Raw genomic sequence first — 18498 nt, 5'->3', positions numbered from 1 at the left:
GCGGGCCAATTCTTCACATGGTCCCTACAGCCGTTCATGGCAGAATTCGAAGTCATGGACGGCACCGGACCGCAGCTGAGGGCAGTGCGCGCGGCGCTCTTCACCGCGCTGTGCGTCACGCTGTCCTCGGCTTCGCATGTCCTGCTGTCGCGGGCCCCGCTGCCGCTGGGCACCGTCGCCGGGCTCGCGGTGGCCGTCTTCGCCGTCGCGTACGCCCTCGCGGGCCGGGAGCGGGGCTTCTGGTCCATAGCGGCCCTGATGATCCCGCTGGAGCTGGCCGCCGACACGATCTTCACCACCGGCCAGCAGGCGTGTTACGGACAGTCCGGCGGCCCGGTGGCGGGCTCCTTGCGCTCCATGGGCGTCACCGTGCTGTGTGGCGGCGACCTCGGCAGTCCGCTGCCCGGGATCTCCCAGAACGGCGTCACCACCCCGCTGGCGGCCGCCGTCAGCTCCGCCACCCCCTGGCTGCTGCTCGCCGCGCATATCGCGGTGGGTCTGATCGCCGCGGCCTGGCTGCGGCGCGGCGAGGCCGCCCTGAGCCGTCTGCTGGTCTCCCTGGCGGCCTTCGCCTTCCGGCCGCTGCTGCTGGCCGTCGCGGTCCACGCGGTGGCCCTGCTGCCCCACCGCCGGGCCCCGCGGCCCGTACGGCCGGTGCTCCCGGCGCCGGCCCTCCCTCTCCTCGTGCACTCCGTGGTGCGTCGTGGACCGCCCCGCTCGGCCGCTGCCTGAGCACAGCGCTCCACACCCCCCGTACGCATCACAGACGACGCACACCCACGGAGATCGAACCATCATGAGCAATCGCAACAGCAAGCAGAACAAGCAGGCCGCGCGCGAACGGCTGCGCGCCGAGCGCGAGCGCCAGGCCAAGAAGGACCGGACGCGGCGCCAGCTGTTCGTCGGCGGCGCGGTCGTCGCGGTCCTCGCGATAGCCGGCGGCATCGGCTACGCCGTCACCAACATGAACTCGGACGACGCCAATCAGAAGTGGCGGTCGGCGGCCGAGAAGAAGACGTTCGCCAAGCCCGCCAACGCCACCGGCCCCCAGGGCACGACGATCGTCATCGGCGACAAGAAGGCCAAGAACACCCTGCACGTCTACGAGGACATGCGCTGCCCGGTCTGTGCCCAGTTCGAGAAGCTCACCGGCCCGACCGTGCTCAAGGACATCAAGGACGGCACCTACAAGGCGCAGTTCACCATGGGCACCTTCCTCGACGACAACAAGCAGCAGCCCGGCGCCGGCTCGAAGAACGCGCTGAGCGCGCTCGGCGCGGCCCTCAACGTCAGCCCGCAGGCGTTCCTGGACTACAAGGAGGCGCTGTACGCGCCGAAGAACCACCCGCAGGAGACCGATGACGCCTTCGCGAACAACCAGAAGCTGATCGACATCGCCCAGCAGGTCAAGGAGCTGAAGGGCAACACGGCCTTCGAGAAGGCCGTGAAGAACGGCACCTACGACCGGTGGGCGCTGGCCATGTCCAAGTCGTTCAACGACACCAAGGACGTCACCGGCACCCCGTCCTTCAAGCTGAACGGGAAGAAGCTGGAGGTGGGCGGCAACCCGCCGATGACCCCGGACCAGTTCACCCCGCTCGTCAAGCAGAACCTCGAGAAGTAGCGTCCGGCCCTTCTCGGGCCGAGTCGGCGGGCGTGCCCTCGAGGGCGCGCCCGCCGACGGCGTTCCGCCCCGGTGGGCCACGGCCGTGGTGACCTGGCGGCGACGGGTGGGCGAACATCCCCCAAGCCCTCTGTCCCCAAGGGCTACTTGTCAGTAATCTCCTCGGCCGTGACCGACCTCCACATATCGCGCCGAAGCGCCGTCACGGCCGCGGCGGCCGCCGCGGCCGTGCTGCCCCTCGTCCCGGGCCCCACCGCCACCGCCGCCTCCGGACCCGCCTTCCTGCACGGCGTCGCCTCGGGCGACCCGCTGCCCGACGGGATCCTGCTGTGGACCCGTATCACGCCCGCCCCCGACGCCGTGCCCGGCTCGGGGCTCGGCCCCGCCACCGAGGTGACCTGGGAGGTCGCCGAGGACCGGGACTTCCGCTCGGTCGTCGCCCACGGCACCGTCAAGGCCGCCGCCGACACCGACCACACCGTCAAGGCCGATGTGCGCGGGCTGCGGCCCGCCACCGGCTACTTCTACCGCTTCGGCGTGGACGGCGGCGTCCGCTCCCCCGTGGGGCGCACCCGCACCGCCCCCGCGCACGACGCCGCGACCGACGGGGTGCGCTTCGGCGTGGTCTCCTGCGCCAACTGGGAGGCGGGCTGGTTCTCCCCGTACCGCCATCTGGCCGCCCGCACCGATCTGGACGCGGTGCTCCATCTGGGCGACTACATCTACGAGTACAAGAGCGGCGAGTACCCGGAGGCCAGGTACGCCGTCCGCCCGCACGCCCCCACCCACGAGATCGTCACGCTCGCCGACTACCGCGTCCGGCACGGGAACTACAAGACCGACCCCGACGCCCAGGCGCTGCACGCCGCGCTCCCCCTGATCGCGATCTGGGACGACCACGAGTTCGCGAACGACGCCTGGTCCGGCGGGGCGGAGAACCACACGCCCGGCACCGAGGGGGCGTGGGCCCAGCGGGTGGCCGCCGCCAAGCAGGCGTACTTCGAGTGGATGCCGGTGCGCCCCTCCACCCAGGGCACCACCTACCGGCGGCTGCGCTACGGCAACCTCGCCGATCTCCACCTGCTCGACCTGCGCTCGTTCCGCTCCCAGCAGGCGTCCACCGGCAGCGCGGACGTGGACGACCCGGAGCGCACCCTGACCGGGCGCGCCCAGCTCGACTGGCTGAAGTCGGGCCTGACCGCCTCGGACACCACCTGGCGGCTGGTGGGCAACTCGGTGATGATCTCACCGGTCGCCTTCGGGGCCCTCCCCGCCGAGCTGCTGGGCCCGCTGGCCGAGCTGCTGGGGCTGCCCAAGGGCGGGCTGGCCATCAACACCGACCAGTGGGACGGCTACACGGACGACCGGCGCGAGCTGCTCGCCCACCTCACCGACCACGGGATCGGCAACACGGTCTTCCTCACCGGTGACATCCATATGGCGTGGGCCAACGACGTACCGGTGAAGGCCGCCACCTATCCGCTCTCCCGGTCGGCCGCGACCGAGTTCGTGGTCACCTCGGTGACCTCGGACAACCTCGACGATCTGCTCCACGTGGCACCGCAGACCGTGTCCCTGGCCGCGGCCGCCGCGATCAGGGCCGCCAACCGCCATGTGAAGTGGGTGGACATGGACTCGCACGGCTACGGCGTGCTCGATGTCACCCCCCGGCGGGCCCAGATGGACTACTACACCGTCTCCGACCGGACCGATCCGCACGCCACGAGCGCCTGGACGCGGTCGTACCGCACCCAGGCGGGCAGCCAGAAGGTCGAGCGCGCCGACGCACCGGTGCGTTGACCCCGCGCGAAGGACTCACCCGTGCGCCGATAAAGGCTCACAGACTCGCCAGGAAGCCGAGCGCCACCCGCCAGGTGGCCTCGGCGGCCTCCTTGTCGTAGTCCGGCAGCTCGGGGTCGGTGAAGATGTGCCCGGCCCCGCCGTAGCGGAAGACCTCCACATCGGCACCGGCCCGCCGCATCCGCAGATACCAGGCGTTGAGCCAGTCGTGCGGCTCGAACGGGTCGGGGTCGGCCACATGCAGCTGCACCGGCAGATCGTCGGCCGTGGCGTCGTCGGCGATGTCCGAGGTGCCGTGCAGCAGGAGCAGTCCGCGCGCCTTGTCGTCGGCCAGCGCCAAATTCTGCGCGAGGGAGCCGCCGAGCGAGAACCCGGCGTAGACCAGCCCGCGGTCCGAGTACGGCGCGGCGGCGGTGATGGCCCGTTTCAGCAGCTCGTCGCGGCCGATCCGCTCCTTGATCACCATGCCGTCCTCGACGGTCTCGGCCGTCTCCCCCTCGTACAGGTCCGGCACGACCACCTCATGCCCGGCCGCGCGCAGCCGGCCGGCCGCCTCGTGCACGGCGGGCCGCAGCCCGTACGCGGAGTGGAACAGCACAATCGTCGAGGTATCGGCCACCGCCGTCACTTTCCTTCCCGTTTCACTTTCCGTGGGTCGCCCCCTCCTATCGTGCCAGTCACAGTCTGAGGGCACCTGATCCGGGGAAGGCGGGACAGGACACCCTGGAGTCTCCCCTGGGGAAGGATGAGGTAGGTGTCCATGGAGGACGTGCTGCGTCCGCTCGTCGTCATCGGCGGCTCACTGGCCATAACGCTGTTCATCGGCTGGGCCGTCGACTGGCTGCTGCGGAGGGTCGATGCCCGGCATCCCGAGACCCCCCTGTGGGGCCATCTGCGCCGCTGCCGGCTCCCGCTTCAGGTGACGGTGTGCACGGCGTTGCTGAGCGGTTCGTACGACAAGACCCGGGCGAGGGTCGTCCAGGAGCACGAGTCGGCGATCGGCCAGTTGCTCGCGCTGGTGCTCATCGCGGCCACGGCATGGCTCATGGTGCGGGTCTCCTCGGCCGTGGTGGAGTCCTCCTATTTCCGCTACGCCTCCTCCAGCGCCCACGACCCCGCCCGGGTGCGCCGGGTGCGCACCCAGGTGACGCTGATCCAGCGGGTGGTGGCCGCGATCGTCGGCGTGGTGGCGGCCTCCGCCATGCTGCTGACCTTCCCGACGATGCGCACGGTCGGCACCTCCATGCTGGCGTCCGCCGGAATCCTCGGTGTGGTCGCCGGTGTGGCCGCCCAGCCCACGCTGGGGAACCTCTTCGCGGGGCTGCAGATCGCCTTCGGCGACATGGTGCGGATCGGCGACACGGTGGTCGTGGACGGCGAGTGGGGCACGGTCGAGGAGATCACGCTGACCTTCCTGTCCGTACGGACCTGGGACGAGCGCCGGATCACCATGCCGGTGTCGTACTTCACCAACAAGCCGTTCGAGAACTGGTCGCGGGGCGGCACCCAGAAGGTGGCCACGGTCTACTTCCACCTGGACCACGCCGCGCCCATCGAGGAGATGCGGGAGCACCTGCGCGAGATCGTGCAGAAGTCTCCGGCCTGGGACGGCCGGGACTGGAACCTGGTGGTGACGGACACCACCCCGAGCACCATCATGGTGCGGGCGCTCATCACGGCGCGGGACCCGGACGACGCGTGGACCGTGCGTTGTGAGGTGCGCGAGAAGATGATCACGTGGCTGCGGGACGCCCATCCGTACGCGCTGCCGCGCATCGCCACCGCCTCGGCCGTCCAGGCCCCGCAGACGCTGCTGGAGAGCGAGCGCCGCCGGGAGCGCCACGACCATTTCGCCCGCTTCGAGGACGGGCTGCGCAAGGACGCCCGGCACTCAGGGTGAGCCCGGCGGCCCGCCACCGCGGCGACCGCCGTCGCCCGGTCGCTACAGCGACCGCCGCATGGCCCGGTGCGGGATGCCGCTGCCCTCGTCGAACTCGGGGCCGAACGCCTCGTAGCCCAGCCGCTCGTAGAAGCCGAGCGCATGGGTCTGGGCCTCCAGATAGACCTCGGCCAGACCGCGCCGGTGGGCCTCCGCCTCGACGGCCCGGACCAGGTCGGCCCCCAGCCCCGCGCCCCGCGCGGCCCCGGCCACCGCGAGGCGGCCGAGCACGGCGGTGGTGGCACCGTCGACACCGGCATGGCCGTACTTCTTGTCGGCGGCAGCGCCGTGCAGGAAGCGGACGGTGCCCACCGGGCGGCCCCCGCCGTCGGTGGCCAGGAGGTGGACGGCGTGCGCGTCGTACGCGTCCATCTCCTCCTCCTCGGGGATCCGCTGCTCCACCACGAAGACCTCGCGACGGACCGCGAAGCAGCCGGACAGGTCCCCGTCGGCCACGACCTCGATCACGCGCTCTCCGCCTTCACGATGTCCAGCGCCCCGCGCAGATCGTCCGGGTAGGCGCTCTCGAACTCGACCCATCCGCCGTGTGCGGGGTGCTCGAAGCCGAGCCGCACGGCGTGCAGCCACTGCCGGGTCAGCTTCAGCCGCTTGGCGAGCGTCGGGTCCGCGCCGTAGGTGAGGTCGCCGACGCAGGGATGGCGATGGGCCGCCATATGCACCCGGATCTGGTGGGTGCGGCCGGTCTCCAGCTTGATGTCCAGCAGGCTCGCGGCCCGGAACGCCTCGATGAGGTCGTAGTGGGTGACGCTCGGCTTGCCGTCCGCGGTCACCGCCCACTTGTAGTCGTGCTGGGGGTGGCGGCCGATCGGGGCGTCGATGGTGCCGCTCAGCGGGTCGGGGTGGCCCTGGACCAGCGCGTGGTAGCGCTTGTCCACGGTGCGCTCGCGGAACTGCTGCTTGAGCACGGAGTACGCGAGCTCGGACTTGGCGACGACCATCAGCCCGGAGGTGCCGACGTCCAGCCGGTGCACGATCCCCTGACGCTCGGCGGCGCCCGAGGTGGAGACGCGGAAACCGGCGGCCGCCAGTCCGCCGATCACGGTGGGGCCGCTCCAGCCGGGGCTGGGGTGGGCGGCGACGCCGACCGGCTTGGAGACGACCACGATGTCCTCGTCGTCGTGCACGATGTCCATGCCCTCGACGGGCTCGGCGACGATCCGCACCGGCGGCGCGGCCTGCGGCAGCTCGACCTCGAGCCAGGCACCTCCGGAGACCCGGTCGGACTTCCCGGCGACGCTGCCGTCGAGCTGCACCTTTCCGGCGGCGGCCAGCTCGGCCGCCTTGGTCCGGGAGAAGCCGAACATGCGGGCGATCGCGGCATCGACGCGCTCGCCCTCCAGACCGTCCGGTACGGGCAGGGTGCGGATCTCGGGAATCGTACTCACCCGACGAGTATGCCGGACCGGGAGCACCGGTTCGCACGCCCGTCGGATACCGGCCGTGACGCCGCTCCCCAGGGCGCGGCCGGTGTCAGTCCTTGTGGACCGTGCCGTCCGGGTCCAGGCCGCGGAAGGACAGGATCACGATCAGGAAGCCACCGCACACGATGGCGGAATCGGCGAGGTTGAAGACCGCGAAGTGGGAGGGCGCGATGAAGTCGACGACCGCCCCCTGGAAGTCCCCGGGCGCCCGGAAGATCCGGTCGGTGAGATTGCCGAAGGCGCCGCCGAGCAGCAGCCCGAGCGCGATGGCCCAGGGCAGGCTGTGGAGCTTGCGGGCCAGCCGCGCGATCACCACGATGACGCCGACCGCGATCACCGTGAAGACGATGGTCATGGCCTCGCCGAAGCCGAACGCCGCCCCTCGGTTGCGGATCACCTCGAACTGCAGCCAGGTGCCGATCACCTCGACCGGAGCGTGGTGCTCCAGCTTCGCGACCACGGCCAGCTTGCTGGTCAGATCGATCAGATAGGCCACCGCCGCGACCACGAGGAGCACTCCGACGCGCCGCTTCCCCCTGCCCGCCGCGGCCTCATCGGATCCGGTGGCGCTGGTCCCGGCGCCCCCCTCTGCCTTCCCCGCGTCCGGCGTACCGATGGCCTGCTCCGCCTCTGTCACGTGAGTCCCTCAACCTCGTGGGCCTGTCTCCCCCTGTGAGGGACGAGGGTACGGCACACACGTACGGGCGTCAGCGCCGCTCCTGGCGCTGCTTGCACTCGACGCACAGCGTGGCCCGGGGGAACGCCTGCATCCGGGCCTTGCCGATCGGGTCGCCACAGCTCTCGCACAGCCCGTACGTCCCGGTGTCCAGCCGGTCCAGGGCGCGCTCGGTCTGGAGCAGCATCTCGCGGGCGTTTCCGGCCAGGGCCATCTCATGCTCGCGGGTGATGTTCTTGGTTCCGGTGTCGGCCTGGTCGTCGCCCGCGCCATCACCGGAATCGCGCATCAGCCCGGTGATCGCCTCCTCGGAGGCGAGGATCTCGGTGCGCAGCCGGCCGGCCTCGGTCAGCAGCCCGGAACGCGCCTCGTCCACCTCCTCGGCCGACCAGGGGTCCTCGCCCGGGCGGACCGCGAGCTCGCCGGGGTCGACGGGGGCGCCCGCCGCACGGGCCTTGGGCAGGGGCGGCGCGGTCGTCGTGGCCTTCTTGCCGGTCGGCGCACCACCCGAGGTCTTCTTCGCAACCACTTTCCTGGCTCCCGTCTTCTTCGCGGGCACCGCCTTGTCGGCGGGCTCGGCCTTCTTGGCGGGCGGCTCCGACTTCTTCCTCGGTGCGCTCTTCTTCGCCGCCTTGGCGGCGCCTTGCGCGGCGGCCCTGCCGGGTGCCGCGGTCTCGTTGACGGCCTTCTTGCCCGAGGCGCTCTTCTTGCCGGGCGCGGCCTTCGTCGCCTTCGCCGTGCTCTTCTGCACGGTGGTCTTTCTCGCCACCATGGCCGCGGCCCCTTCACATATTGTGATCTTGCGCGCGAATCGTTCCGGAACGATAAATCGACTCCGAGCGGGCGGCAACGGGGCACGCCGCCCGATTCGCCCGGCTTGCCCGTACGACAACCCGGTCTCCACCGTTGTGCCCCACTCCGCGTCCGGTAATCCGTCCGGGATCCGGCATCCGGCGGTCACCCAGCGTGACGGCCCTGATCGCGGCCCCCTGCGTCCGGCCATTCGGGTCGGTCCCCGGAGCCAGCCGTCGCCCACTCGGCGCAGTGCCCCAGCGGTGACCGGGCAGTGCCATATTCGGTCGGCCCCGGTCTCCTCGGCCCCGTACACTGGGGCGCAGCGAAAGGCGTGGATGGGGACGAGTAGCGTCGTAGGCGGCCCAGAGCGACCCGGGGACGGTGTGAGCCCGGGGGCGAGCGCGATGTGAAGGATCACCCCGGAGCCGCCGGAGGAACGCCCGCCCTGGGTCAGTAGAACCGGCATCGCGATCCCAATGAGGGGGCCGGGAGCCGACCGCTGCCGGTCAAGGAGGGTGGTACCGCGGGAGCCCACGGCTCTCGTCCCTCCGACGGAAACGGAAGAGCACGTGTCCGCCGGAGGAAGAAGAGCCCCGATGACGCCGCAGTACCGCCAGGTGCCCGCCCAGGTCGACCTGCCCGCCCTCGAGCACGCCGTGCTCGACTTCTGGCGGGAGAACAAGATCTTCGCCCGTAGCCTCGAGCAGTCCGAGGGGCGGCCCGAGTGGGTCTTCTACGAGGGCCCCCCGACCGCGAACGGCATGCCGGGCGCCCACCACATCGAGGCCCGCGTCTTCAAGGACGTCTTCCCGCGCTTCCGCACCATGCGGGGCTACCACGTCGACCGTAAGGCGGGCTGGGACTGCCACGGCCTGCCGGTCGAGCTGGCGGTCGAGAAGGAGCTGGGCTTCAACGGTAAGAAGGACATCGAGGCGTACGGCATCGCCGAGTTCAACGCCAAGTGCCGGGAGTCCGTCACCCGGCACACCGACGCCTTCGCCGAGCTCACCACCCGGATGGGGTTCTGGACCGACCTCGACGGCGCGTACTGGACCATGAACCCCGGCTACGTCGAGTCGGTGTGGTGGTCCCTGAAGGAGATCTTCAACAAGGGGCTGCTGGTCCAGGACCACCGCGTCGCCCCCTGGTGCCCGCGCTGCGGCACCGGGCTGTCCGACCATGAGCTGGCCCAGGGCTACGAGACGGTCGTCGACCCCTCGGTCTTCGTCCGCTTCCCGCTGACCTCCGGCCCGCTGGCGGGCGAGGCGGCGCTGCTGGTGTGGACGACCACGCCGTGGACCCTGGTCTCCAACACCGCCGTGGCCGCGCACCCGGGGGTGCGCTATGTGGTCGCCACCGACGGCGAGGAGAAGCTGGTCGTCGCCGAGCCGCTGGTCGAGAAGGCGCTCGGCGAGGGCTGGACGGTCACCGGCGAGTCCTTCACCGGGGCCGAGATGGAGCGCTGGACCTATCGGCGCCCCTTCGAACTGGTGGAGATCCCCGACTCCCACTTCGTCGTCAACGCCGAGTATGTGACGACCGAGGACGGCACCGGTCTGGTCCACCAGTCCCCCGCGTTCGGTGAGGACGACCTGCTGACCTGCCGGGCCTACGGGCTGCCGGTGGTCAACCCGGTCCGCCCGGACGGCACCTTCGAGGAGGGCCTCGACCTGGTCGGCGGCCAGTTCTTCAAGAAGGCCGACGAGGCGCTGACGGCGGACCTCAAGGCGCGCGGGCTGCTGTTCCGGCATGTGCCGTACGAGCACAGCTACCCGCACTGCTGGCGCTGCCACACCGCGCTGCTCTACTACGCCCAGCCGTCCTGGTACATCCGCACCACCGCGATCAAGGACGCGCTGCTGCGGGAGAACGAGAAGACCAACTGGTATCCCGAGTCGGTCAAGACCGGTCGCTATGGCGACTGGCTCAATAACAACATCGACTGGGCGCTGTCGCGGAATCGCTACTGGGGCACCCCGCTGCCCATCTGGCGCTGCGCCGAGTCCCATCTCACCTGCGTCGGCTCCCTCGCCGAGCTCTCCGAGCTGACCGGCACCGACCAGAGCGGTCTCGACCCCCACCGGCCGTACATCGACGCGGTCACCTTCACCTGCACCGCCGACGGCTGCTCGCTGACGGCCGAGCGGGTGCCCGAGGTCATCGACGCCTGGTACGACTCGGGCTCGATGCCGTTCGCGCAGTACGGCTACCCGTACCGCAACAAGGAGCTCTTCGAGCGGCGCTACCCGGCGCAGTTCATCTCCGAGGCGATCGACCAGACCCGCGGCTGGTTCTACACGCTGATGGCGATCGGCACGCTCGTCTTCGATAAGTCCTCATACGAGAACGTGGTCTGTCTCGGTCACATCCTGGCCGAGGACGGTCGCAAGATGTCCAAGCACCTGGGCAACATCCTTCAGCCGATCCCGCTGATGGATCAGCACGGCGCGGACGCGGTGCGCTGGTTCATGGCCGCGGGCGGCTCGCCGTGGGCGGCCCGCCGGGTGGGCCACGGCACCATCCAGGAGGTCGTGCGCAAGACGCTGCTCACCTACTGGAACACGGTCGCCTTCCAGGCGCTGTACGCCCGCACCTCGGGCTGGGCACCGTCCGCGGCCGACCCGGCCCCGGCCGAGCGGCCGCTGCTGGACCGCTGGCTGCTGGGCGAGCTGGGCACGCTCACCGAGCAGGTCACCGAGTCCCTGGAGGCGTACGACACCCAGCGGGCCGGAAAGCTGCTGTCGGCCTTCGTGGACGATCTGTCCAACTGGTACGTGCGCCGCTCCCGCCGCCGCTTCTGGCAGGGCGACGCGGCCGCGATGCGCACCCTGCACGACGTCATCGAGACGGTCACCCGGCTGATGGCGCCCCTGGTGCCCTTCATCACCGAGCGGGTCTGGCAGGACCTGGTCGTCCCGGTGGCCCCGGAGGCCCCCGCCTCCGTGCACCTGACCACCTGGCCGGAGCCGGACCGGTCGATGATCGACCCGGCCCTCTCGGAGCGGATGGCGCTCGTACGGCGCCTGGTGGAGCTGGGGCGCGCGACCCGCGCGGAGTCCGGTGTGAAGACGCGCCAGCCGCTGTCGCGCGCACTGGTCGCCGCCTCCGGCTTCGAAGCCCTCGGCGCCGAACTGCGGGCCCAGATCGAGGAGGAGCTGAACGTCTCCTCGCTCGCATCCCTGAGCGAGGTCGGCGGCTCGCTGGTCGACACCACCGCGAAGGCCAACTTCCGTGCCCTGGGCAAGCGCTTCGGCAAGGGCACCCAGCCGGTCGCCAAGGCGATCGCGGAGGCCGACGCCGCCGCGCTGTCGGTCGCGCTGCGCGAGGGGAACGCGTCGGTCGTGGTGGACGGCGAGACGCTCGCCCTCTCCCCCGACGAGGTCATCATCACCGAAACCCCGCGCGAGGGCTGGTCCGTCGCCTCCGACGCGGGCGCCACGGTCGCCCTCGACCTGGAGATCACCCCCGAGCTGCGGCGCGCGGGTCTCGCCCGTGACGCGATCCGGCTGATCCAGGAGGCCCGTAAGAACAGCGGGCTGGATGTGGCCGACCGGATCGCGCTGCGGTGGCGGTCGGCCGACGAGGAGCTGCGTCAGGCCCTCGCCGACCACGCCGAGCTGATCGCGGACGAGGTCCTCGCGACGGACTTCGCCTCCGGAGACGGCGAGGAAGGCTACGGCGACGAGTTCACCGACGCCCCGCTGGGCCTCACCTTCCGCCTCCGCAAGGCGTAACGTCGGCCGGCTCCGCCCCGGACCCCGGTCCTCAATCGCCGGACGGCCTGATTTCAGCCCGTCCAGGGGGCACCTCCCAGCGGTAGCTGGGGGAGATTGAGGACACGCCCGAAGGGCGTCCGGGGGGCGGGGGCGGAGCCCCGCCACGCGGCGGAGCCGCATATCGGATGCTGCGGGTAGGGCAAAAGCCCCCGCCCCCACAGCCCGCGCACGCACGGCAAAGGGCCGGGTCCCAGGAGGAGGCTCCTGGAACCCGGCCCTTGCGATTGCCGAACGCTCCGCGTCGCTACGCGGCCCGCGTCAGTTGTCGTCCTCGTCGATGAGGAAGCCCCGCATCGGGCTCGGCGCCTGCTGCATCGGCTGCGGACTCTGCGGCCGCACCGGTGCCATCGGCTGGGTCATCGCGGGAGACATCTGCTGCTGGCCACCGTAGGACGGCGCTGCACCGTTCTGGTTGTGGCCGCCCATGGACTGGTTGCCACCCATCGTGTGGCCACCCATCGTGCCGGCACCGGCCGAGGCCATGGAACCGCTCATCGAGGGGGACGGCGGCAGCGAGGCGGTCGCCGGGGTGCGCGGCGGGGCGAGCGAGTCGTCGGCCTGGTTCTCCAGCTGGCGCAGCTGGCTCTCCAGGTACGACTTCAGCCGCGTGCGGTACTCGCGCTCGAAGCCGCGCAGGTCCTCGACCTTGCGCTCGAGCGTGGCGCGAGCGGACTCCAGGGAGCCCATCGCGACACGGTGCTTCTCCTGCGCGTCCCGCTCCAGCGCGTCGGCCTTGGCGCGGGCGTCCCGCTCCAGGCCCTCGGCGCGGCTGCGGGCCTCACCGACGATCTTGTTGGCCTCGGAACGGGCCTCCGCGATCGCCTGGTCGGCGGTCTGCTGCGCGAGCGAGAGCACGCGCGCGGCGCTGTCGCCGCCCGGGCCCTGCCCCGGCTGCGGCAGCTGCGGGCCGCCAGGACCGCCGGGGCCACCCGGGCCACCGGGACCGCCCATCGGTCCACCCATGGGACCGCCGGGACCCATGGGACCGTTCTGGCCCATGGGACCGGGTCCGCCCTGCTGCATCGGACCAGGGCCGCCCTGCTGCATCGGGCCGGGACCACCCTGCTGCATCGGCCCGGGGCCGTTCTGGCCCATCGGGCCGGCCGGCAGCTGCGGGGCTCCGCCCGGGAGTTGGGGCGGGCCACCCATCTGCTGCTGGCCGGGGGGCACCGGCTGCGGCGGTCCTGATATGGCGGCGGGCACGGGTGCGCCCGGCCGCTCCTGCTGTTCGGGAGGCTTGCGCATGCCTTGTTGCTGACTCTGGGCCGCGGCACGCGTCGCGGCGGCCAGCTTGGCACGCAGGTCCTCGTTCTCCCGCAACAGCCGGGTCAGTTCGGCTTCGACCTCGTCGAGGAAGGCATCGACCTCGTCCTCGTCATAGCCTTCTCGGAGGCGGACGGTCGTGAACTGCTTGTTCCGCACGTCCTCGGGGGTCAACGGCATCTCTACTTCACCTCAACGTAGTCGTCGGCAATCGGCAAGACCGTATCGTTCACACCCTGCTCGCAAAATTGCTCACGACGGTGATCAGGATCCAGACGATGATCATCAGCACGAAGAAGGACAGGTCGAGCGCCACACCCCCGAGACGCAACGGCGGAATGAACCGCCGCAGCAGCTTGAGTGGCGGATCGGTCACAGTGTAGGTGGCCTCGAGGATGACCACCATCGCCCTACCGGGTTGCCACGAGCGCGCGAACTGGAAGACGTAGTCCATCACGAGCCTGAAGATCAGCACGATCAGGTAGCAATAGAGCGCGATGTAGATCACCTGTAGTGCGATGCCCATCCCGCGCGTCCCTCTCCCCTGGTTCGTACTCGGCCTTTCGGCCTCGGATGACTCGGTGTTGCCGGTTTGCCGTTTTTGCGTCTCAGCTCTGGTTGAAGAACCCGCCCTCTGCGATACGGGCCTTGTCCTCCGCCGTGACATCGACGTTAGCAGGAGACAACAGGAACACCTTCTGCGTCACCCGCTCAATGCTCCCATGGAGGCCGAACACCAGACCGGCCGCAAAGTCGACAAGTCGCTTCGCATCCGTGTCGTCCATCTCCGTCAGATTCATGATCACGGGAGTGCCCTCACGGAAGTGTTCCCCGATAGTACGGGCCTCGTTGTAGGTCCGGGGGTGCAGCGTGGTGATGCGGTACGGCTCCCGCTCGGACACGACCTTGGGCATGATCACTGGCGCGTTCTTCTCCAAGTTCTGACGTTCAGGTGTGATGGACGCCACGGGGGCAATTCGCGCGGGTCGCCCGGTTTCCACCGCAAGTGGAGCCGGTTCGCGTTGTGCGGGAGGGTGGACGACTCGCACGGATTCGCCCCTTTCCGGCCGCGGTTCGGTCTCCACCACCTGATGCCGCCGACGGTCCCGCTCCCGGTCCGGCTCCGGCTCGGGCTCGAACTCGTCGTCGGGGTCGAACCCCCGGCCGTCGTACCCATCGTCCTCCACGAGGCCGAGGTAGACCGCCATCTTGCGCATCGCGCCGGCCATTTTCTGCGTCCTCCGCTCTGTGGTGGATCGGCTCCGCCACCGGATGCCATGGATCCACGTGGCCCGCCCGCCTTTTGACGGGAATGACCATATTTTCTGCTGTGGTCCGACTTCTTCGCGACGTTACCGGAGCCTGGGTCGGACTCCGAGTACCGCAGTGCCGACGCGCACATGTGTCGCCCCCGCCGCCACCGCTTCCTCGACATCCGAGCTCATCCCCGCCGAGACCATGTTCGCAGCCGGATGGGCCACGCGCAGGCGGGATGAGATTTCCATCAGCCGGTCGAACGCCGCCCGCGGCCGCCCCTCGTAGGGACCCGCCAGCGGGGCGACGGTCATCAGACCGTCGAGCCGGAGCCCTTCGGCCTCGGCCACCGATTCGGCGAGCCGTTCCACTCCGTCCGGTCCCACCCCTCCGCGCTCTCCCCGGTCACTGGAGTCCACGTCGAGCGCGACCTGAATCAGGACGCCCAACTCTCGCGCGGCCCCCACAGCCGCACGGGAGAGCGCGTCGACCAATCGCTTGCGATCGACAGATTGCACCACATCGGCATAACTCGATACGGAACGCACCTTATTGGTCTGCAGTTGCCCGACAAAGTGCCAAATCAGTGGCAGATCCGCGCATTCCGCGGCTTTGGGGGCGGCCTCCTGGTCGCGGTTCTCGGCGACATGCCGTACGCCGAGTTCCGCGAGCAAACGGACATCGCTCGCCGGATAGGTCTTGGTGACCACGATCAGGGTCACCTCTTCGCGCTTGCGACCGGCCCCGGCGCAGGCGGCAGAGATACGTTCCTCCACCCGGGCCAGATTCGCGGCCAGTTCCGCCTTGCGATCCGTCACAGCTCAGCCGCCCAACCAGACATAGCTCGCGAGCCGCCCCGTGGTGCGCTCGCGCCGGTACGAGAAGTGGTCCGCCGACTCCAGCGTGCAGATGTGAGATTGTCCATCCGTCCCTGCCATCCGCACACCCACGCGCGCCAATTGGGCCCGCACACCGGCCGCCACATCAACGGCGGGGGTACCCCAGCTGGTCTCGGCCCACGCCTCCGGCACCGTCTGGGCGACATCGGCGCGCATCTCCGCGGGGACCTCATAGCAGCGGCCGCAGACCGCGGGCCCGGTTCGGGCGACGATCCGGGCGGGCTCGGCGCCCTGTTCGGTCATCGCCTTCACCACCGCCGGAACCACTCCGGCGACCAGTCCCGGCCGACCGGCGTGGGCGGCGCCGACGACCCCGGCCACCGGATCGGCCAGCAGCACCGGGGTGCAATCGGCGGTGAGGACGGCCAGAGCGAGGTCCGGACGCCGCGTCACCACCGCGTCCACCGCCGGGATCTCGCCGTCCGACCACGGTCCGTCGACCACCGCGACGTCCCGGCCGTGCACCTGGTTCATCCAGACGACCGCCGCCGGGTCCAGGCCCATCGCCTTCGCGGCCAGCTCGCGGTTGGTCCGTACGGCCTGGGGGTCGTCACCGACCGCCCCGCCGAGGTTGAGCTCGTCATACGGAGCGGCGCTCACCCCGCCCCACCGGTCGGTGAAGGCGAAGTGCGCGCCGCTCGCGTCGTGCTGTTGCGCTATCACGTCTGGTTCACTTCAAAGTCGCCGCCGAGCCATGCCGGACGGCTCACTTCAGGAAGTCCGGGACGTCCAGCTCCTCGGCCTGGCTCTCCGGGTAGGGGCGGGCCGGGGGGACCTGGGGGTGCGGGGTGGGCGCCGGGGGCGGCGGCACCTCGGCGACCGGAGCCGGGTCCGCCGGAGCGGGCTCCTCCTCGCGCGGGGTGACGCTGCCGAGCCCGCCGAAGGACGGGCGGCTGCCGCTCTCCTGGCCGGCCGGGCGGTTCGAGGAGGCGCCGGGTCCCTCTTCGCGGTTGCCGCCGCTGTAGGAACCGAGCACCTTGTCGCGGTTCTTCGCGGGCGGCTGACCGCCGTCGAAGCCCGCCGCGATCACGGTGACCCGGACCTCGTCGCCGAGCGCGTCGTCGATCACCGCGCCGAAGATGATGTTGGCCTCGGGGTGGGCGGCCTCGCTCACCAGCTGGGCGGCCTCGTTGATCTCGAACAGGCCGAGGTCCGAGCCGCCGGAGATGGAGAGCAGCACGCCCCGGGCGCCGTCGATGGACGCCTCCAGCAGCGGTGAGGAGATCGCCATCTCGGCCGCGGCCACCGCGCGGTCGTCGCCGCGGGCCGAGCCGATGCCCATGAGCGCGGACCCGGCCTCGGACATCACGGACTTGACGTCCGCGAAGTCGAGGTTGATCAGACCCGGGGTGGTGATCAGGTCGGTGATGCCCTGGACACCCGACAGCAGCACCTGGTCGGCCGACTTGAACGCGTCGAGCACGCTCACCTGACGGTCCGAAATGGACAGCAGCCGGTCGTTCGGGATCACGATGAGGGTGTCGACCTCGTCCCGCAGACCCGCGATGCCGTCCTCCGCCTGATTGGCGCGGCGGCGGCCCTCGAAGGTGAACGGACGGGTGACCACACCGATCGTCAGTGCGCCCAGCGAGCGGGCGATGTTCGCGACCACCGGGGCACCGCCGGTGCCCGTGCCGCCGCCCTCACCCGCCGTCACGAAGACCATGTCGGCCCCCTTGAGGACCTCCTCGATCTCCTCGCGGTGGTCCTCGGCGGCCTTACGGCCGACATCGGGATTGGCGCCGGCTCCCAGGCCTCGGGTGAGCTCGCGGCCGACGTCCAGTTTGACGTCCGCGTCACTCATCAGCAGGGCCTGCGCATCGGTGTTGATCGCGATGAACTCGACGCCCTTGAGCCCGACCTCGATCATCCGGTTGATGGCATTCACGCCACCGCCGCCGATGCCGACGACCTTGATGACTGCGAGGTAGTTCTGCGGTGCTGCCACGTCGAAGGCCTCTCGCCTCGAGTTACGTGTCGCCACCCCGCCGTTGCCGCGGTGCGCCGACTGATGCCGAATGGGACGGTTCCGATTGCCGACCCCAACCCTAACGCTGAAGTTTAGGGTTACCAGTGCCTCTGTTTCCCGGACTCTTCGGAACAGGACACTAAGTCGACAAGTGGCGCGCGTTCAATGAACACGCCGAACCTCCCGCTTTTCTTTTCACCCTATGTGATCACCCAGTGGGCTAGCCAACCAGGGTGCTGGCCTGCCGCTATCCACGTCAACTGCGAGACACCGCGGGGGCACTCGGCGCCTGGACGTCGAAGTGGCCGGCGTCCGGTCGCGCTTTCATCAGGGCGGTGAGCGCCTTCGCCTTCGCCTCGCCGCGCTCTCCGCTCCCCCAGGTGATGGTACGGCCCCCGGTCAGCTCCAGGGTGATCGAATCGTACGAGCGGACCCGGAGGGAACGGGTGTCCTGGCGGACCTTCTCGGGGAGTTGGGTGACTACCCGGACCGCCTCGCGGCGCAGTCTGGTCGGGCCGAAATGGCGCGAACTCGGCGACCGATCAGGCTCCATTTCCAGCAGCGGAACCCCCTTCGGACGCTTGCTCAGGGTGGAGAACCGGACCCCGGTGGCGTCCACTTCGTGGAACTTCCCGTCCTCTTCGACAATGGCTTCGGGCCTGCGTTCCGTCACCACCAGACTGATGGTGTGCGGCCATGACCGGGATACGTCCACTTTCGCAATCCGCTTCAGCCGCTCGCGCACCCGATGTTCGATCGCTCCCGTGTCCACCGCCACCAACGGGGTGTTCAGGGAGACATCGGCGGCGTCGCGCACCTCCTCGGCGGTGAGGGCGGTGGTACCGGCCACCCGCACCCGCTCGGCCCGCAGCCAGCTCGAGCCGTAGAGCAGCCAGACGGCCCCGGCGCCGAACAGGGTCACCGCCACCGCCGTCACCAGCAGCGTGCGGCGGCCGGGCGGCCGGAGCCTGCGGCGGACCCGGAGCAGGCGTGGGGGCGGGCCGGACGGAGTCGTCCCTCGTGCACCGCGCTCGGCGGTCGACGGTCCGGCCACGCTCCCT

Annotated in this window: 17 protein-coding genes; 5 read left to right on the top strand and 12 right to left on the bottom strand. The window is 70.5% G+C overall.

The features are described 5' to 3' along the window. Positions 1–36: 36 nt before the first annotated feature. The 3 genes from NP777_RS11470 (at position 37) to NP777_RS11460 (ending at position 3424) form a co-directional block, all read left to right on the top strand. The gene (locus tag NP777_RS11470; protein ID WP_256650012.1) at positions 37–732 is read left to right on the top strand and encodes a hypothetical protein; all 696 of its coding nucleotides are present in this window, start codon (positions 37–39) and stop codon (positions 730–732) included. 64 nt (positions 733–796) lie between these two features. Continuing rightward, a complete protein-coding gene (locus NP777_RS11465; protein ID WP_256650011.1) occupies positions 797–1624 on the top strand; it encodes a thioredoxin domain-containing protein in 828 nt (275 codons plus the stop codon). Between the two features lie 168 nt (positions 1625–1792). Further along, on the top strand, positions 1793–3424 hold the full coding sequence (locus tag NP777_RS11460; protein ID WP_256650010.1) for an alkaline phosphatase D family protein: 1632 nt from the start codon (positions 1793–1795) through the stop codon (positions 3422–3424). Positions 3425–3461: 37 nt separating this feature from the next. Here NP777_RS11460 and NP777_RS11455 read toward each other — a convergent pair whose 3' ends face one another. After that, positions 3462–4052 carry a dienelactone hydrolase family protein gene (locus NP777_RS11455; RefSeq protein WP_256650009.1) on the bottom strand — a complete coding sequence of 197 codons (591 nt, stop codon included), beginning with the start codon at positions 4050–4052 and terminating at the stop codon, positions 3462–3464. Between the two features lie 132 nt (positions 4053–4184). Here NP777_RS11455 and NP777_RS11450 point away from each other — a divergent pair, with 132 nt between their 5' ends. Next, on the top strand, positions 4185–5324 hold the full coding sequence (locus NP777_RS11450) for a mechanosensitive ion channel family protein (protein WP_256650200.1): 1140 nt from the start codon (positions 4185–4187) through the stop codon (positions 5322–5324). A gap of 42 nt (positions 5325–5366) precedes the next feature. Here the strand turns inward: NP777_RS11450 and NP777_RS11445 are convergent, their stop codons facing one another. From NP777_RS11445 to NP777_RS11430, 4 genes are all read right to left on the bottom strand, one after another. Next, positions 5367–5831 (bottom strand): GNAT family N-acetyltransferase, encoded by a 465-nt coding sequence (locus NP777_RS11445; RefSeq protein WP_256650008.1) that lies wholly within the window; start codon positions 5829–5831, stop codon positions 5367–5369. Beyond that, the gene (locus NP777_RS11440; protein WP_256650007.1) at positions 5828–6769 is read right to left on the bottom strand and encodes an RluA family pseudouridine synthase; all 942 of its coding nucleotides are present in this window, start codon (positions 6767–6769) and stop codon (positions 5828–5830) included. The genes NP777_RS11445 and NP777_RS11440 overlap by 4 nt, the downstream gene beginning before the upstream one ends. An 85-nt stretch (positions 6770–6854) precedes the next feature. Next, positions 6855–7442 carry a signal peptidase II gene (lspA, locus tag NP777_RS11435; protein ID WP_256650006.1) on the bottom strand — a complete coding sequence of 196 codons (588 nt, stop codon included), beginning with the start codon at positions 7440–7442 and terminating at the stop codon, positions 6855–6857. Between the two features lie 70 nt (positions 7443–7512). After that, a complete protein-coding gene (locus tag NP777_RS11430) occupies positions 7513–8253 on the bottom strand; it encodes a TraR/DksA family transcriptional regulator (RefSeq protein WP_256650005.1) in 741 nt (246 codons plus the stop codon). A gap of 619 nt (positions 8254–8872) precedes the next feature. On the opposite strand from NP777_RS11430, the gene ileS reads away from it, so the two are divergent. Continuing rightward, the gene (gene ileS, locus NP777_RS11425) at positions 8873–12010 is read left to right on the top strand and encodes an isoleucine--tRNA ligase (protein WP_256650004.1); all 3138 of its coding nucleotides are present in this window, start codon (positions 8873–8875) and stop codon (positions 12008–12010) included. A gap of 300 nt (positions 12011–12310) precedes the next feature. Here the strand turns inward: ileS and NP777_RS11420 are convergent, their stop codons facing one another. The 7 genes from NP777_RS11420 to NP777_RS11390 all read right to left on the bottom strand — a co-directional run bounded on the left by NP777_RS11420 (position 12311) and on the right by NP777_RS11390 (position 18491). Further along, on the bottom strand, positions 12311–13495 hold the full coding sequence (locus tag NP777_RS11420; RefSeq protein WP_256650003.1) for a DivIVA domain-containing protein: 1185 nt from the start codon (positions 13493–13495) through the stop codon (positions 12311–12313). A gap of 49 nt (positions 13496–13544) precedes the next feature. Next, a complete protein-coding gene (locus NP777_RS11415) occupies positions 13545–13841 on the bottom strand; it encodes a YggT family protein (protein ID WP_014060001.1) in 297 nt (98 codons plus the stop codon). An 82-nt stretch (positions 13842–13923) separates the two neighbouring features. Further along, positions 13924–14544, bottom strand: coding sequence for a cell division protein SepF (locus NP777_RS11410; protein ID WP_256650002.1), 621 nt, complete (start codon positions 14542–14544; stop codon positions 13924–13926). A 123-nt stretch (positions 14545–14667) separates the two neighbouring features. Next, entirely contained in the window at positions 14668–15387 is a 720-nt protein-coding gene (locus NP777_RS11405; RefSeq protein ID WP_256650001.1) for a YggS family pyridoxal phosphate-dependent enzyme, read from the bottom strand. A 3-nt stretch (positions 15388–15390) separates the two neighbouring features. After that, the gene (gene pgeF, locus NP777_RS11400) at positions 15391–16131 is read right to left on the bottom strand and encodes a peptidoglycan editing factor PgeF (protein ID WP_256650000.1); all 741 of its coding nucleotides are present in this window, start codon (positions 16129–16131) and stop codon (positions 15391–15393) included. Between the two features lie 43 nt (positions 16132–16174). Further along, positions 16175–17416: a cell division protein FtsZ gene (gene ftsZ / locus NP777_RS11395; protein WP_256649999.1), complete on the bottom strand. Its 1242-nt coding sequence runs from the start codon at positions 17414–17416 to the stop codon at positions 16175–16177. Between the two features lie 277 nt (positions 17417–17693). Beyond that, positions 17694–18491: a cell division protein FtsQ/DivIB gene (locus NP777_RS11390; protein ID WP_256649998.1), complete on the bottom strand. Its 798-nt coding sequence runs from the start codon at positions 18489–18491 to the stop codon at positions 17694–17696. Positions 18492–18498 lie beyond the last annotated feature (7 nt).

This window comes from Streptomyces rugosispiralis, assembly GCF_024505145.1.
Taxonomy (GTDB): Bacteria; Actinomycetota; Actinomycetes; order Streptomycetales; family Streptomycetaceae; genus Streptomyces; species Streptomyces rugosispiralis.
The sequence above is the reverse complement of the archived record's forward strand: the minus strand, read 5'-3'. Positions and strand labels throughout refer to the sequence as shown.